The sequence below is a fragment of the Robertkochia sediminum genome, from assembly GCF_016786255.1.
Classification (GTDB): domain Bacteria; phylum Bacteroidota; class Bacteroidia; order Flavobacteriales; family Flavobacteriaceae; genus Robertkochia; species Robertkochia sediminum.
Map to the genome: position 1 here is coordinate 74,167 of NZ_JADMKT010000077.1, position 15,450 is coordinate 89,616.

9 protein-coding genes are annotated in these 15,450 nt (G+C 46.5%); all 9 read left to right on the forward strand.

Annotation, left to right across the window (positions count from 1 at the left end; translation table 11 throughout):
* The first annotated feature begins 360 nt into the window (after nucleotides 1-360).
* The 9 genes from IS446_RS10245 to IS446_RS10285 all read left to right on the forward strand — a co-directional run bounded on the left by IS446_RS10245 (nucleotide 361) and on the right by IS446_RS10285 (nucleotide 15,436).
* Nucleotides 361-7,863 carry a PKD domain-containing protein gene (locus tag IS446_RS10245; protein ID WP_203060398.1) on the forward strand — a complete coding sequence of 2,501 codons (7,503 nt, stop codon included), beginning with the start codon at nucleotides 361-363 and terminating at the stop codon, nucleotides 7,861-7,863.
* A 101-nt stretch (nucleotides 7,864-7,964) separates the two neighbouring features.
* Nucleotides 7,965-8,597, forward strand: coding sequence for a Crp/Fnr family transcriptional regulator (locus tag IS446_RS10250; protein ID WP_203060400.1), 633 nt, complete (start codon nucleotides 7,965-7,967; stop codon nucleotides 8,595-8,597).
* A gap of 77 nt (nucleotides 8,598-8,674) precedes the next feature.
* Nucleotides 8,675-9,478, forward strand: a complete 804-nt coding sequence (locus tag IS446_RS10255) for a sulfite exporter TauE/SafE family protein (RefSeq protein WP_203060401.1) — start codon at nucleotides 8,675-8,677, stop codon at nucleotides 9,476-9,478.
* 145 nt (nucleotides 9,479-9,623) lie between these two features.
* Nucleotides 9,624-11,036: an MBL fold metallo-hydrolase gene (locus IS446_RS10260; protein WP_203060403.1), complete on the forward strand. Its 1,413-nt coding sequence runs from the start codon at nucleotides 9,624-9,626 to the stop codon at nucleotides 11,034-11,036.
* Nucleotides 11,037-11,164: 128 nt separating this feature from the next.
* Complete coding sequence (locus IS446_RS10265) at nucleotides 11,165-12,574, forward strand: MBL fold metallo-hydrolase (RefSeq protein WP_203060404.1); 1,410 nt, start codon at nucleotides 11,165-11,167, stop codon at nucleotides 12,572-12,574.
* Nucleotides 12,575-12,773: 199 nt separating this feature from the next.
* Nucleotides 12,774-13,118: a rhodanese-like domain-containing protein gene (locus IS446_RS10270; protein ID WP_203060406.1), complete on the forward strand. Its 345-nt coding sequence runs from the start codon at nucleotides 12,774-12,776 to the stop codon at nucleotides 13,116-13,118.
* Nucleotides 13,119-13,142: 24 nt separating this feature from the next.
* The gene (locus IS446_RS10275; protein ID WP_203060408.1) at nucleotides 13,143-13,412 is read left to right on the forward strand and encodes a heavy-metal-associated domain-containing protein; all 270 of its coding nucleotides are present in this window, start codon (nucleotides 13,143-13,145) and stop codon (nucleotides 13,410-13,412) included.
* 89 nt (nucleotides 13,413-13,501) lie between these two features.
* The gene (locus IS446_RS10280) at nucleotides 13,502-14,755 is read left to right on the forward strand and encodes an NAD(P)/FAD-dependent oxidoreductase (protein ID WP_203060409.1); all 1,254 of its coding nucleotides are present in this window, start codon (nucleotides 13,502-13,504) and stop codon (nucleotides 14,753-14,755) included.
* A 123-nt stretch (nucleotides 14,756-14,878) separates the two neighbouring features.
* Entirely contained in the window at nucleotides 14,879-15,436 is a 558-nt protein-coding gene (locus tag IS446_RS10285) for a YeeE/YedE family protein (protein ID WP_203060411.1), read from the forward strand.
* Nucleotides 15,437-15,450: the final 14 nt, after the last annotated feature.

Genomic DNA, 15,450 nt, shown 5'->3' on the forward strand with positions numbered 1-15,450 from the left:
AAAAGTAAAATCCACGTAACGTATTGTTTTACAGTGTTTTGCGGGTGTTGTTTTTTTGCCCGTTCTATCCGGTATTATATCGAAAAATCAATGGAGTTATCGATATAAACTGTAATGCCAAAAGATTTATTGTCAACTTGTTACCACCTTTTCCTGAGCCATTAGCCCCGGGATCTTTACTGTGAGTTTAATTTTTGAAAAGAAGGCATTATGATGAGAATTTTACGCAAAGGTAAGAACAGATTAACAAGTTCAAGAGGCAGAGGGGAATCTTACCGATCTTTATTTCTAATAGTTGTACTAAGTATCTTCACAGTTTCCATTCAGGCTCAAACCGTAAGTTTTGGTCAGACTGGATTGTTGGGCGAAACTTTAAATAATCCGACTTCACTGGACTTCGGACCTAATGGGGCACTGTATGTTACCCAACAGAACGGAACCATCTGGGAAATGTTCATCGAAAGGGATGAGGCTCCTTCCGGGAATGGGACCTACACAGTGGTCAATCAGAATGTGATCAATGTGATCAAAAATCTGACCCCTAATCACAATGATGACGGGACCATCTTTAATACTGCGCAACGTCAGATCACCGGGATCCTGACTTCCGGAACGGCTGAAAATCCGATATTATATGTTACATCTTCCGATTATCGTATAGGTGGTGGCCCCAGCAGAGGAGACTTTAATCTGGATACCAATTCCGGGGTGCTTTCACGGCTTACCTGGAACGGGCAGCAATGGGAAAAGGTCGACCTGGTGAGAGGGCTTCCCAGAAGTGAAGAGAATCACTCCACTAACGGATTGGATATGTTTACCAGGAATGGAGAAACGTTTTTACTCATTCAGAGTGGGGGTAATACGAATATGGGAGCACCTTCCAACAATTTTGCAGGGGCTACCGAAACCTTTTTATCGGCTGCTTTGCTCATTGTGAATCTCACACAGCTCGAAGAAATCGAAGCTGCGAATGGAGGGCCTTTTGCCGACCCTAGAACAGGAGGCACTCCCTATGTTTATGATCTCCCTACGTTAAACGATCCGGAACGGCCTGATATTACCAATGCTGATGCGGCTTTTCCTTATGGCTCTGGGCATCCAATGTACAATGCCACCATAGACGTTGGCGATCCCTGGGGAGGGAATAATGGACTCAACCAGGCGTTTGCAGAGCCCGGAGGGCCGGTTCAGGTATTCTCACCGGGTTATCGTAATGCCTATGATGTGGTGATCTCGGAAAATGGGAAAATATACACTAGCGATAACGGTCCGAACTCTACATGGGGTGGTCCCCCTCCGATCTACGACAGCGCCGGTAATCTCAAAGGGGATAACAGTAATACAGATTACAATCCCGGAGCCGGAGATTATGTGACCAATGAATTTAATGTGACCAATGGGGTGACCCACGGTGATCAGTTGCACTATATAGGAACGATCAATGATGCCAACGGCACCTATTATGCAGGACATCCAACCCCAGTAAGGGCATTTCCGGTAAAAGCGGGAATTATTAAGTATAAAGACGTCGATGGTTCCTGGGTGAATCAGGGTACCTATTCCCTGAGCGAACTGCTCACAGGAGTAAGCGGATATTTTAATACGACTTTCACCCTAGCTAATTTTCCCGACGATCCCAGAGAAGGGGACTATATTACCGACGAGCTGAACAATCCAAACCTAAATATTTTTGATATTGTTGGGTCTTCTACCAATGGCATCTGTGAATATACGGCTACTAACTTTAATGGTGCACTGAAGGGAAATCTGTTAACCGCCTCCTATAGTGGAAATATTAATCGCTACGTACTGGACGCTTCGGGTACTTCTCTGGTAGCTAAAAACAATGCTTTTTTAAGTGGCTTCGGGAGTATTCCACTCGATGTGATCGCACAAGGAGACAATGATCCTTTTCCTGGAACCATTTGGGCGGTAACCTATGGAGCAGATAACCTGACGATCTTCGAGCCTGCAGATTTTATAACCTGTATACTTCCGGATGATCCTGATTACGACCCCCTTGCCGATTATGATGGCGATCAATTTACCAACCAGGATGAGGTAGACAGTGGAACAGATCCTTGCTCTGCCGGAAGTCAGCCTAACGATAATGACAACGATAAGATCTCAGATCTTAATGATCCGGACGATGATAACGACGGTATTCCCGATCTTCAGGATCCTTTTGCCATTGATCCGGATAACGGACTGGCTACGGCTATTCCGTTGAGCTACGACCTCTTTAATAACGATCCGGGAACCGGATTCTTTGGATTAGGATTTACGGGCTTAATGCTCGATCCTGCAGGGGCAACCAACTATCTCGATCAATATGATGAAGAGAACCTCTCCTTTGGTGGTGCTGCGGGAAAGGCTTCGATAGACTTTGTAGATGCCGGAGACGCACGGGCAGGTAGTAATTCGCAGTTAAACGCGTTTCAGCTGGGCGTAAACGTAGATACCAATACTCCACCACTCACCGTACAATCGGTGGTGGAAACTCCATTTAACGGGACTCAGCCAACGGGTGGTCAGAGCTATGGAATATATATAGGAACCGGGGTGCAGAATAATTACTTAAAATTCGCCTTATCAGAAGGTGTATCTACGGGTGATGGCGTTGCCGGATTAGATCTGGTACTCGAGGTTAACGATGTGGTGACCCTTGATGAAAAGATCGATGTGCCGGGAATTATTGATGCCAATGGGGTAACCTTATATATAAGTATCGATCCTGCTCAGGAAACAGCAACTGCATTTTATTCTTTAGACAGCGGGATCACCATTGTGCCGTTCGGAGTAACCGTTGCACTACCGTCTTCTTTCCTGGACCCTGCAGATAATCAGGGACTGGCAGTAGGTATCATCAGTACAGCAGGTACCGGTACTGCATATACAGCAACATGGGATAACCTGATCATCAATCAGGATCAGCCGGGAACCTTGAAGGCCGATCCGTTACTGGTTGATTTTGGCGATGTCTTGGTGAGCGGTTCCTCGGCCGAGAAAACAGTAGAACTGTCTAATCTCGGTGGGGCTACAGATCCCGGGATCGTTGTGAGTGCTCTGAATTTTTCAGGAGCAGACGCATCACTATTTAGCAGTAGTCTGTCCCTGCCACTTGAAATTAGCCCCGGTGAAACCGTTCTGATACCTGTGAATCTGGCTCCTGATGTTCAGCCCAGGGTGCTCGATGCTTCTTTGGAGATCGTTCACGATGGGGTTAATTCACCTATTGCTATTTCCCTGGCCGGAGAGTTGGTAGAGAACCTGGTTACCACCGTAGTGCAGATCAATGCAGGGGGAGGCCAGGAGTTCTATGAGGGTAAGGATTTTTCTGCAGATCAGTTCTTTACCGGAGGTAAACTCTATACCAATACACAGGCTCAGGTGCCTGCAGTATTTCAAACCGAGAGAACGGCGAATCCGCCACAGTTTAGCTATAACATCCCTGTGACAGATGGTAATTATACAGTGATCCTTTACTTTGCTGAGATCTATTGGGGCGCCACAGGTGGTGGAACCGGTGGGGTTGGCAGCAGGATCTTTGATGTAACGTTAGAAGGCGACCTGGTGCTCGACAACTTCGATATTTTCGCGGAGGCAGGGGCCGAAACTATATTGACCAAATCGTTCATTGTTACCATATCAGATGGTAGTATTGACCTGTTCTTTGATGCGTCGTCTGCTGCGGGAGGTATCGATCAACCCAAATTATCGGCAATAGAGATCCTGGGTTCCGGAAACCAGATCCCCAAAGCGATCATAGGTAGTTCGGTGACGTCAGGCTTCTCCCCGTTGACCGTCAATTTTACCGGGTCCGATTCTCAGGATGATGACGGCATTGCAACCTATGCCTGGGATTTCGGAGATGGCACCCAATCTGCAGAACCAAATCCGACACATACCTTTAACGAGGCCGGTAATTATACCGTAAGTCTAACGGTTACCGATACCAGAGGGGCCAGTGATACGGCAACGCTTCAGATCCAGGCCACAGCCCCCGATAGCAATCAGGGCTTTGAATTAAGGGTCAATGCTGGTGGTACTACCACCTCGTATAATGGTAAATCTTTTCTGACTGATGATTATTTTAACGGAGGACAGAGTTATTCCAATACTTCTATATCTCTCGGGCCGCTTTTTCAAACTGAGCGCACCTCACCCACAGGTGTTTTTGAATATCAAATACCCGTGATCAATGGGAACTATCAGGTCGTACTGTATTTCGCTGAGATCTTTTGGGGTGCAACCGGTGGTGGTGCTGGTGGAGTGGGGAATCGGATTTTTGATGTAAGTCTTGAAGGTGACCTTGTCTTGGATAACTATGATATCTTTGCAGAGGTTGGGGCAGAGACCGTGGTCACCAAATCGTTTACCAAGGAGGTTACAGACGGTGTTTTGAATATTTATTTCTCCAGTTTGACTGCCGATGGAGGGGTGGATCAGCCCAAAATTTCCGGTATCGAGATCATCGGGATCGACGGAACAGGAATTACACCCTTAGCCCTTCAGAATATACCCGATCAGAATAGTGCTGAAGGAGAAAGTGTAGAGATCAGTGTCTCGGCTTCCGGAGGTGATCCTCAGCAAAATTATACCTATGCCCTTTCCGGAGCTCCTGAAGGAATACAGATAGAGCCCACAAATGGTTTGATCTCGGGGGTAATCGCATCCGGAGCAGCAACCGGAGGTCCTGCCTCAGACGGAGTTTATAATGTTACGGTAACAGTGAGTCAGTCCGGGATCGATCCGGCAGAAGAGATCTTTACCTGGAACATTTCTGCCCAAAGCGAGCAATGGTCGTTGGAAGGAGAAAGTGAGAATTATTTGGCGCGAAGCGAATGTAGTTTTGTGCAGGCTGGGGATAAATTCTATCTATTTGGAGGAAGACAGAGTCCGCAGGTGATCAATGTCTATGATTACAGTTCCGATACCTGGACAACGTTGGCCACTCAGGCCCCCCTTGATTTTAATCACGTTCAGGCGGTAGCGTACCAGGGACTGGTATGGGTTATTGGCGGATTCAAGACCAATAATTTCCCTTCTGAGGTTTCTCTGGAGTACGTATGGATCTTTAACCCGGTTTCCGGAGACTGGTATCAGGGGCCTCCCATCCCGGCGAACAGGCAGCGTGGTAGTGGAGGCGTCGTAGTGTATAACAATAAATTCTATCTCCTCGGTGGGAATACCCAGGGACATAGTGGTGGTTATGTGCCCTTCCTGGATGAATTCGACCCTGCTACAGGAACATGGACGGCACTTGCAGATGCCCCAAGAGCAAGAGACCATTTTCATGCGGTTGTGGTTAATGGTAAACTCTACGCTATAGGAGGTCGTTTAAGTGGTGGCGATGGTGGTACTTTCGCGCCCACGGTCCCTGAGGTCGATGTCTATGATTTTGCCTCCCAAACATGGTCCACGTTGCCCTCCGACAAGAATATTCCAACCCCCAGAGCGGGTCTTTCGGCTGTGAACCTGAATGGGGAAATACACGTCATGGGAGGTGAGGTTGATGCCTTGACCACAGCATATGATGTGACTGAGGTCTTTGATCCGGTGGCAGAGACCTGGAGAACAGGTCCGGCAATGAACTTCGCGCGACACGGTACCCAGGCTATTGCATCGGGAAATGCACTCTACATTACCGCCGGATCTCCGAATAAAGGTGGCGGATCGCAAAAGAATATGGAATATCTGTATTCCAATACACCTCAGGGTAATCCAAGTAATGATAGTGAATTGCAGGCAGCTTCTGAGGTGGTGTTCGAGGTAGGAGGTTCCCAGATCATCGACCTCAATGCAGTGAACGGAAATATAGGAGTGTGGGTTAATTCTGTTGCGATACAAGGGCCACAAGCAGCCGAGTTCCAGCTACAATCGGTTCCGGATTCCAACAGGCTTATCAATGCGAACAGCACCTGGGGAATTACCGTGCAGCACGTAGGAAGCAGTGAGGATATTAGTGTGCCTTTGGTGGTTACTTATAACAATACAACCTCATTAACGGTAAACTTGATCGTGGGGGTACCATCGGCATTGGTGGCTGTTGCGCAGTCTGATGTGACCTCCGGCGAGGCTCCCTTAACGGTAAATTTCACAGGAAGCAGTTCTCAGGCCGGTACAGATCCTATAGTATCGTATAATTGGGACTTCGGCGATGGCAATACCGCCACTGTAGCCGATCCTGTTCATACCTATCAGGCACCCGGGGAATATGTGGCAGTTTTAACCGTGACCGATGAACAGGGACTGCAGGCTACCGATGAGATCAATATCACCATTCTGGATCCTATACAGGAGGGCGATGCGGTGGTGAGCTTTACCCTGGTCAATGCCGATACCGATACTGATATTACAGAGATCACTGACGGACAGGTGATCGATGCTACCCTGGTACAAGGGATCGGGGTGAATATCAGGGCAAATACTTCGCCTCCGGTTGTTGGAAGTGTGGTATTGGATCTAAGCGGTACTGTGAATGCCTTTAGGAAAGAATCGGTAGCTCCTTATGCCTTGTTTGGTGATTCCGGTGGTAATTACAGAGCAGCAACGCTTACCGAAGGTAATTATACCCTTACCGCAACGCCTTACAGTAGTGGCGGAGGCGGAGGAACACCCGGTGTTCCGCTTACCGTTAACTTTAGCATTGAACAGGCTCCTGTGGCCCAGGGCCCCGTTGCTGCGGCCACCTCTGACGTTACTTCCGGTGATGTTCCGTTGAATGTTGCGTTTTCAGGTAGTGCTTCTGTTGCCGGGGATACACCGATCGTAACCTATGCCTGGGATTTTGGAGATGGGAATTCCTCCTCTCTGGCCGATCCGGTGCATACGTATCAGGTTGCGGGCACGTATACGGCGACACTTACGGTCACCGATGAGCAAGGACTCCAGGATACCGATCAGGTGACGGTGATCGTAACCGATCCGTCTGTTGTAGGGCCAACAGCATTTGCAACATCAGATGTAGCTTCTGGGGAAGTGCCCCTTGCAATAGTCTTTTCAGGTAGTGGTTCTATTGCCGGTGATACGCCTATCGTAAGCTATGCCTGGGATTTTGGAGATGGAAATACATCGGTATTGGCCAATCCAACACATACCTATCAGACGGCTGGTACTTTTACAGCGACCCTTACCGTGACCGATGAACAAGGGCTTCAGGATACCGACCAAGTTACAATTTCAGCTACCGATCCTGTTGCGCAAGGTGATGCTGTAGTTAGTTTTACCTTGATCAATGCCGACGATAATAGTGATCTGTTCGAGCTTACAAATGGCATACAGGTAGATCTCAGCGCTATAGGGAATGTAGGACTAAACATACGGGCCAATACCAATCCTACCCAGGTAGGAAGTGTTATCCTGGCCTTAAGCGGCCCGGTTAGTAATTCTCGAAAAGAGAGCGTTGCACCCTATGCCCTTTTTGGAGATTCCGGAGGTAATTATAAGTCGGGAATTCTCACAGCCGGCAATTATACCATTACGGCTACCCCTTATAGTGGTTCAGGTGGTTCAGGTACCGCAGGACAATCGCTTACGGTAGGATTCAGTGTTGTTGATACGCAGGTTAAGCTGGCACCTGAATCACCGGGTGTTGCAGGAGGTGCTATTGTCATGTATCCCAACCCTGCCGATTCAAGGGTGTACCTTACAGGGATTGTTGCTCCAAAAACAGAAGATCGAACTCAGATATATCTCCATGATCTAAAGGGTGCACTGATCAAGCACTTTAATGGGGCCGATATCTATGAAGATAGTCGCTACACTATTCCGGTAGACGATATTCAACAAGGTATTTATATCCTTAGTGTGGAAAACAGCAGTAAGGTGTTGTTTAACAATCGTTTGGTGATCCGAAAATAGAGGAGAGGTTTGTTGTGATCATATCACCTTGTAAGGTGGGGATGGAACTTTCGACAGAAGTGCTTACATTTGAATTTAGAAACGAATCCAATTTTCACCCCATGCTAAACGAACTGCAACGCAATTATGGCCACCTTTTTGAGGACGGACTTATTAACGAGATCAATCAGGTAGGTACCTATAAGGAAGTTCCTGCAGGAAGCAAACTCATCGAGATCGGTGATTATGTAAAATCTATGCCCCTGCTTATTTCCGGTGCGATCAAGATCATGCGCGAAGATTCTGAGGGAGATGAACTCCTGCTGTATTTTCTCGAGAGGGGTGATACCTGTGCCATGACCATGACCTGTTGTATGGGGCATCATAAAAGTGAGGTGAGAGCCGTCGCAGAAAAAGACACGCGAATGATCATGATCCCTGTTCAGAAAATGGAAGAGTGGATGGCTAATTTTCATACCTGGAGAAGTTTTGTACTGAACAGCTATCAATTACGCCTCAATGAAATGCTCGAAACCATAGATACGATCGCCTTTCTTAAAATGGACGAGCGCCTGATGAAGTATTTACGCGATAAGGCGAAGATCATACAAGACGACTGTATCGAAACTACGCATCAGCAAATAGCATACGACCTGCATACCTCCAGAGTGGTGATCTCCAGATTATTGAAAGCCCTGGAAAATGAAGGTAAGATAAAGCTTCACAGAAACTATATTAAGATCATCGACCTGTAGGAAGCCTCTTATTGTAACATATGTTACTGTAGCCTGTATTAGCGCCAGCTATCTTTGCCAAAAAAGAAATTGCGCTTATGGAAATTTTTTATCAGATCCTGGGGTATATCGGAGCATTACTTATTGGTTTGGTCCTCGGACTTATTGGTGGAGGAGGTTCTATCCTAACCGTTCCCGTACTGGTTTATCTTCTCGCTATTGAACCTGTGGTAGCTACTGCTTATTCTCTGTTTATTGTGGGGTCTACATCCTTGGTAGGAGCGGTAAAGAATATCCGTAAAAATCTGGTCGATTTCCGTACAGCACTCGTTTTTGCTGTTCCCGCATTTATAGCGGTATACAGTACTCGTAAGTTCCTTGTTCCGGCTATTCCCGAAGAGCTGTTTACTGTGGGAACCTTTACGCTCACGAAAGATGTAGCGATCATGATATTCTTCGCCATTATTATGCTTTTGGCCTCTGTATCGATGATCAGAGGAAGAAAAGATAAAGGTAATGGTGAACCGGAGGAGGTATCCTATAATTATCCGTTGATCATCCTTGAAGGTGCCGTGGTAGGTGTGCTTACAGGTATCGTAGGAGCCGGAGGAGGGTTCCTCATTATTCCGGCCCTGGTGTTGCTCGCGAAATTGCCTATGAAGAAGGCTGTAGCAACGTCATTACTCATTATAGCCATCAAATCACTTATCGGATTTATTGGCGATGTGGAGAACCTGGAGATCCAATGGGAATTCCTGCTAACCTTCACCGCGATTTCCATCGTTGGTATATTTATCGGGATCTGGCTCAATAAGTTCATTCCGGGCGAAAAGCTCAAAAAAGGCTTTGGTTGGTTCGTCCTGATCATGGGGATCTACATCATTATCAAAGAATTAATTTAGGGATTTTTATTACATAACTATGAGAAAGGCTGACGGTGATCAGCCTTTTTTTGTTTTAGTTGGTTGACCTTTGTAACAATTGATACTGAAAACCCTAAACCCCTGTTATAGTTTTGTCTACACAAATTTAAACCATTAGATAATTATGAAAATCGAACAAATTTATACAGGATGCCTCGCTCACGCAGCTTATTATATAGTGAGCGATGGAGAGGCGGCGATCTTTGATCCGCTTCGCGAGGTACAGCCATATCTGGACCGTGCCGAAAAAGACGGTGCCAAGATCAAATATGTTTTCGAAACACACTTTCATGCCGATTTTGTAAGTGGTCACCTGGACCTGCAGAAGAAGACCGGTGCAGCTATTGTTTTTGGTCCAAATGCGAAACCAGCGTACGACGCGCTTATTGCTGAAGACGGACAGACTTTTGAGGTTGGGAAATATAAGGTAAAAGTGATCCACACCCCCGGACATACCATGGAGAGTACCACATACCTCCTGATCGATGAAAACGGAAAAGAACACGGTATCATTACCGGAGACACCTTGTTTATTGGTGATGTAGGTCGTCCTGACCTGGCACAACACGTGGTTTCCGACCTTACAGAAGAAAAGCTTGCCGGTCATTTGTTCGACTCGCTTAGAAATAAGATCATGCCACTAAGCGACGACCTGATCGTTTATCCGAACCACGGTGCCGGATCGGCCTGTGGTAAGATGATGAGCCAGGAAACTACCGATACCCTGGGCAATCAGAAGAAAACGAATTACGCCCTAAGGGCCGATATGACCAAAGAGGAGTTCATCAAGGAACTGCTTACCGGACTCACCGCACCTCCGGGGTATTTTCCTCAGAACGTATTGATGAACATCAAAGGGTATGACAGCTTTGACGATGTGATGGACAGGGCAGAAACCCCTATGAACGCCGAGGAGTTCGAACTTACAGCCAATGCGGCAATGCCCTTGGTGCTCGATACCCGACACGATGAGGATTTTGCAAAAGGCTTTATTCCGAACAGTATCAATATCTCCCTTGACGGGAACTTTGCTCCCTGGGTAGGAGAGATGATCCCTGATGTAAAACAACAGATCCTGCTGGTTACCGAACCGGGGAAAGAAGAAGAGTCGATCACCCGTCTTTCAAGAGTAGGGTACGATGGGGTTCTCGGATACCTGGAAGGTGGCTTCGAAACCTGGCGAAAAGCAGGAAAAGAGGTTGATACGGTCGAGCGTGTTAATATTGAAGAATTTAAGGATCTCTACAGTGAAGACCTGCTGGTTTTTGATGTGAGAAAGAAGAGTGAGTTCGATTCTGAGCATCTTATCGGTGCAGAGAACGTACCACTGAATGAGATCAATAAGCATCTTGCTGAATTCCCTAAAGACAAGAAATTCTACCTGCATTGTGGTAGTGGTTACCGCAGTATGCTTGCAGCTTCCATGCTGAAGCAAAGAGGATGGGAAAATCTGGCAGATGTAAGTTGCGGATTTGATTGTATAAAAGAATCTGATCTTCCAAAATCAGAATACGTATGCCCAACTACCCTGCTTTAATCTTATAATGCTGGGTGTTCTAGGTTGTTTAAGGCTCCGATTTTTCGGGGCCTTTTTTTGTTTGTAACCTTTGTTACTGGGGGTGGCGATGGTTCATTTTAATTTTACAACTATAAAAAAATATCACTATGAGAATCGAACAAATATATACGGGATGTCTTGCTCAGGGCGCCTATTATATTGAAAGTAAAGGAGAAGTGGCGATCATTGATCCCCTTCGTGAGGTGCAGCCTTACCTTGATAAGGCCAAAGCCGACAATGCATCTATCAAATACATTTTCGAAACCCACTTTCACGCAGACTTTGTGAGTGGTCACCTTACCCTTGCCAAACAAAGTGGTGCTCCGGTAGTATTCGGCCCGCTTGCTAATCCGTCCTTCGACGCTCTTATTGCAGAAGACGGACAGGAGTTCCCTCTGGGTGATATAACCATTAAAGTAATGCATACGCCGGGGCATACCATGGAGAGTACCACTTACCTGTTAAGGGATGCTGAAGGAAAAGACCACGCCCTTTTTACGGGAGACACCCTCTTTCTTGGGGATGTAGGTCGTCCTGACCTTGCGCAAAAAGCTGCCGATATGACCCAGGAACAGCTGGCGGAGACCTTATTTGACAGCTTGAGAAATAAGATCATGCCTTTAGGTGATGAGGTGATCGTATACCCTGCCCACGGTGCCGGTTCTGCCTGTGGTAAGAATATGATGAAAGAGACCGTAGACACTTTGGGGAACCAAAAGAAAGTGAATTACGCGCTTAGGGCCGATATGACCAAAGAAGAATTCGTGAAGGAAGTGACCGATGGATTGTTGCCTCCTCCAAAATACTTCCCGCTCAATGTTAAAATGAACAAGGAAGGATATGAGGATATCGATCAGGTTCTGGAGCGCGGGATGCAAGCCCTCGATGCTGAGGCATTCGAGCGTGTGGTCAATGAGACCGGAGCTATGGTGCTTGATGTGCGCCATGAGGATGATTTTACCAAAGGACATATTCCGAGGTCGATCTTTATCGGACTCGATGGTGATTTCGCTCCCTGGGTTGGTGCCCTGGTTGCCGATGTGCATCAGAAGATCCTTCTCGTTGTTGATGAAGATCGTGTGGAAGAAGCCGTTACCCGCTTGTCGCGTGTAGGTTTTGATAATGCCATGGGATACCTCAAGGGTGGATTCGAAACCTGGAAGAAGGCCAGCAAGGAATACGATACGGTAGATACCGTACCGGCACCTTATTTTAAGGAGGTCCTCGACGAAAATCCGATCCCTGTGATCGATGTACGTAAAGAGAGCGAGTACCTTTCCGAAAGGGTGGTTGATGCCGAAAATATTCCGTTAGACCTTTTGAACGACCACTGGAAGGAACTTCCCGAAGATCAGAATTTCTTTTTACACTGCGAAGGAGGCTACAGGAGTATGATCGCCTGTTCTATTCTTAAGGCCCGTGGAGTGCATAACCTGATCAATGTTTCAGGGGGGATTAATGAGATCAAGGAAGTTGGAGTTCAGGTAACCGACTACGTTTGTCCGACAACCTTGTAAATAATCGGCTAAGTGTAACCTATGTTACTGCCTGTGCTTAGGTTTCATCGTAATTTAGCTTCAGATAATTGTTATAAGGCCGGGACTTATTGATGTAATGTAAGGCCTTTTATTTAATGTTTTGATCATTATTGGTTGGATTGGGAAGTAGTCGGATTCGTTTTCGGCTGCTTCCTTTTTTTAAATGTAAAGCTTCACTATGTTCTTAGATCTGTTGAGAGAAACCTTTTTTCCTGTACATCTCGAAAATATTGAGGTGTTACCTCCGGAGACATTTAGAGAACACCTGGGGAAAGGAGTGCCTGTCCTGTTGGATGTGCGCACTCATGGAGAGTTTGAACAGGGGCATCTTGACGGAGCAGTAAATGTCGATATTTTTCGAAGTAGCGATTTTAAGTCATACTGTGATACCCTGGACCGGGAAAAGCCTGTCTATCTCTATTGCCGTAGTGGTAGCCGGAGTAAAACGGCCAGCAGGATTCTCACCCGAATGGGTTTCAAAAAGGTCTGTGATCTGCGAGGCGGCATATTGAATTGGAAATAAGAAAAAAAGAAAAAATAAAATTGCATGAGAACCAGAATTATTATTCAGAACCTAAAATGCGGAGGATGCGCAAAAACCATTACTTCCAGGCTTAACCAGGAAGAAGATGTTCATGGTATCGAGGTGTTGTTGGATGACGGAGCTGTAGTTGTTGAACACGAAAACGCCCACACTCCCCTTGAGGTTAAACAGATACTAAAGCAATTGGGATACCCTTCGGTAGAAGAGGAGAACGGGATCCTTACAAAGGCCAGATCTGTAGTAAGTTGCGCTACTGGGAAGGTGAGGTCGTAAGGTGTTGACCCTGAAGGTTGAAGCTAACAATTGTCATGGTATCGCATGCGAAAAATGATTAAATTTATAACAAATAAACCATAACAAAAATGAAATATCAGGTACTAATTATTGGAGGTGGTACTGCGGGGATTATGACCGCGGCCCAGCTTAAAAAAGCGAAAAAAGACCTCCAGATAGCTTTGATTGAACCTTCAGATAAACACTATTACCAGCCGGCGTGGACCTTAGTTGGAGCCGGAACCTTTGACTACGAAAAGACCGTACGCCAGGAAGCCGACCTTATTCCTAAAGGAGTGACCTGGATCAAGGACAAAGCAACCGGATTCGATACGGCCAATAATAAAGTAAAAACCGAGAAATCAGGAGACATTGAATACGATTACCTGGTGGTAGCTCCGGGACTGGTTATGGACCTGGATCGTATGGAAGGGCTGCGAGAAGCTCTCGGTAAAGGGGTGGTATGTAGTAATTACACCGACCCTAAACACACTTGGGAAGTGCTTAAGAACTTCAAAGGGGGGAACGCCATCTTTACACAGCCAACTGGTGCCATTAAATGTGGTGGTGCTCCTCAGAAGATCGCTTACCTGGCGGGAGACTACATCAGAAAGAACGGATTGCAGTCCAAGACCAATGCGGCTTTCATCACTCCGGGAACCACTGTATTTGCCGTACCGGAGATTCGCGAGACGCTTTTAAAGGTGCTCGATCGTTACCAAATGTCGTTCAATACCTATATGGCTCCCGTTAAGATCGATGGTAAGAACCAGAAGATCTATTACCAGTATATAGGGGAAGAAGCTCAGCCACCAATGGAGCACCTGAACAAATTAGGGGCTAAGATCCTTGACGATGGTCTGATCGAGGTGCCTTTCGATCTCTTACACCTTGCACCGCCTCAGGCTGCACCGGAATTCGTAAGAAATTCTGAACTGGTTAATGCAGAAGGCTGGGTAGATGTAGATCAATATTCACTGCAACACAAAAAGTTCCCTAATATTTTCAGTTTGGGGGATGTAGCCGGTTTACCGACTGCAAAAACAGGTGCTGCTGTTAGAAAGCAGGTACCGGTAGTGATCGACAATATTTTGAAATTAATGGCCAGTAAAGAAGCCGATAACAAGTCTTACAACGGATACAGCTCTTGTCCGCTGGTAACCGGTTACGGTAAGATGGCTCTTGCGGAGTTTGATTATAACAACAACTTTACTCCGGATCCAAAGATGAAACTCATGCTCATCTCAGATTCTTCTAAAGAGCACTGGAGATTGTGGATGCTTAAGAAATATATTCTTCCTTACCTGTATTGGGAGAAAATGATGAAGGGGGAGAAAGTATAAAGCATAATTAGTTTTAGTTGCGGGCGGCCCATCAGGGCCGCCTTTTTCATGCCCGGCTTTGGTAACCTATGTTACAGACCGTTCGGGCGGTTTATCTTTTATTTGCATAAAATCATATTTGATATGGACTGGATCTATGAACCATGGCCCTGGTATGTTGCCGGGCCTATGATCGCTTTGATCATGTTAATTCTTTTAATGGCCGGAAAGAACTTCGGAATGTCGGCCAATCTAAGAACCTTTTGTACCATTGCCGGAGCCGGAAAAACCAGTGACTTCTTCAGATTCGACTGGAAGGCTCAAAAATGGAATATGTTGGTGGTTGCCGGAGCGGTTATCGGCGGATATATCGCCATGAACTTCCTCAGTAAAGACCCTGTAGTGGCTTTACATCCGGAGGTGGTGATCCAACTTAACGAGATGGGATTTGAAGGTGCCGGCACATCGTACCTGCCAGCAAACCTGTTTTCGGCAGAAGCCTTTGAGAATCCGGTAACCCTTGGATTGTTATTACTTGGCGGATTTTTAGTTGGTTTTGGCGCTCGCTATGCTGGAGGATGTACTTCCGGACATGCTATTAGCGGTATGAGTAGCCTGCAGTTGCCATCGCTTATTGCCGTGATCGGCTTTTTTGCCGGGGGATTGATCATGATCAACTTCCTGTTCCCATTAATTTTTTAAAAACGAAAAAGGAA

What these genes read in the sequence shown, in the direction of transcription:
- IS446_RS10250 (WP_203060400.1), top strand. Translation starts at nt 7,965, where the DNA reads ATGCTAAACGAACTGCAACGCAATTATGGCCACCTTTTTGAGGACGGA.
- IS446_RS10270 (WP_203060406.1), top strand. Translation starts at nt 12,774, where the DNA reads ATGTTCTTAGATCTGTTGAGAGAAACCTTTTTTCCTGTACATCTCGAA.
- IS446_RS10275 (WP_203060408.1), top strand. Translation starts at nt 13,143, where the DNA reads ATGAGAACCAGAATTATTATTCAGAACCTAAAATGCGGAGGATGCGCA.
- IS446_RS10285 (WP_203060411.1), top strand. Translation starts at nt 14,879, where the DNA reads ATGGACTGGATCTATGAACCATGGCCCTGGTATGTTGCCGGGCCTATG.
- IS446_RS10260 (WP_203060403.1), top strand. Translation starts at nt 9,624, where the DNA reads ATGAAAATCGAACAAATTTATACAGGATGCCTCGCTCACGCAGCTTAT.
- IS446_RS10280 (WP_203060409.1), top strand. Translation starts at nt 13,502, where the DNA reads ATGAAATATCAGGTACTAATTATTGGAGGTGGTACTGCGGGGATTATG.
- IS446_RS10255 (WP_203060401.1), top strand. Translation starts at nt 8,675, where the DNA reads ATGGAAATTTTTTATCAGATCCTGGGGTATATCGGAGCATTACTTATT.
- IS446_RS10265 (WP_203060404.1), top strand. Translation starts at nt 11,165, where the DNA reads ATGAGAATCGAACAAATATATACGGGATGTCTTGCTCAGGGCGCCTAT.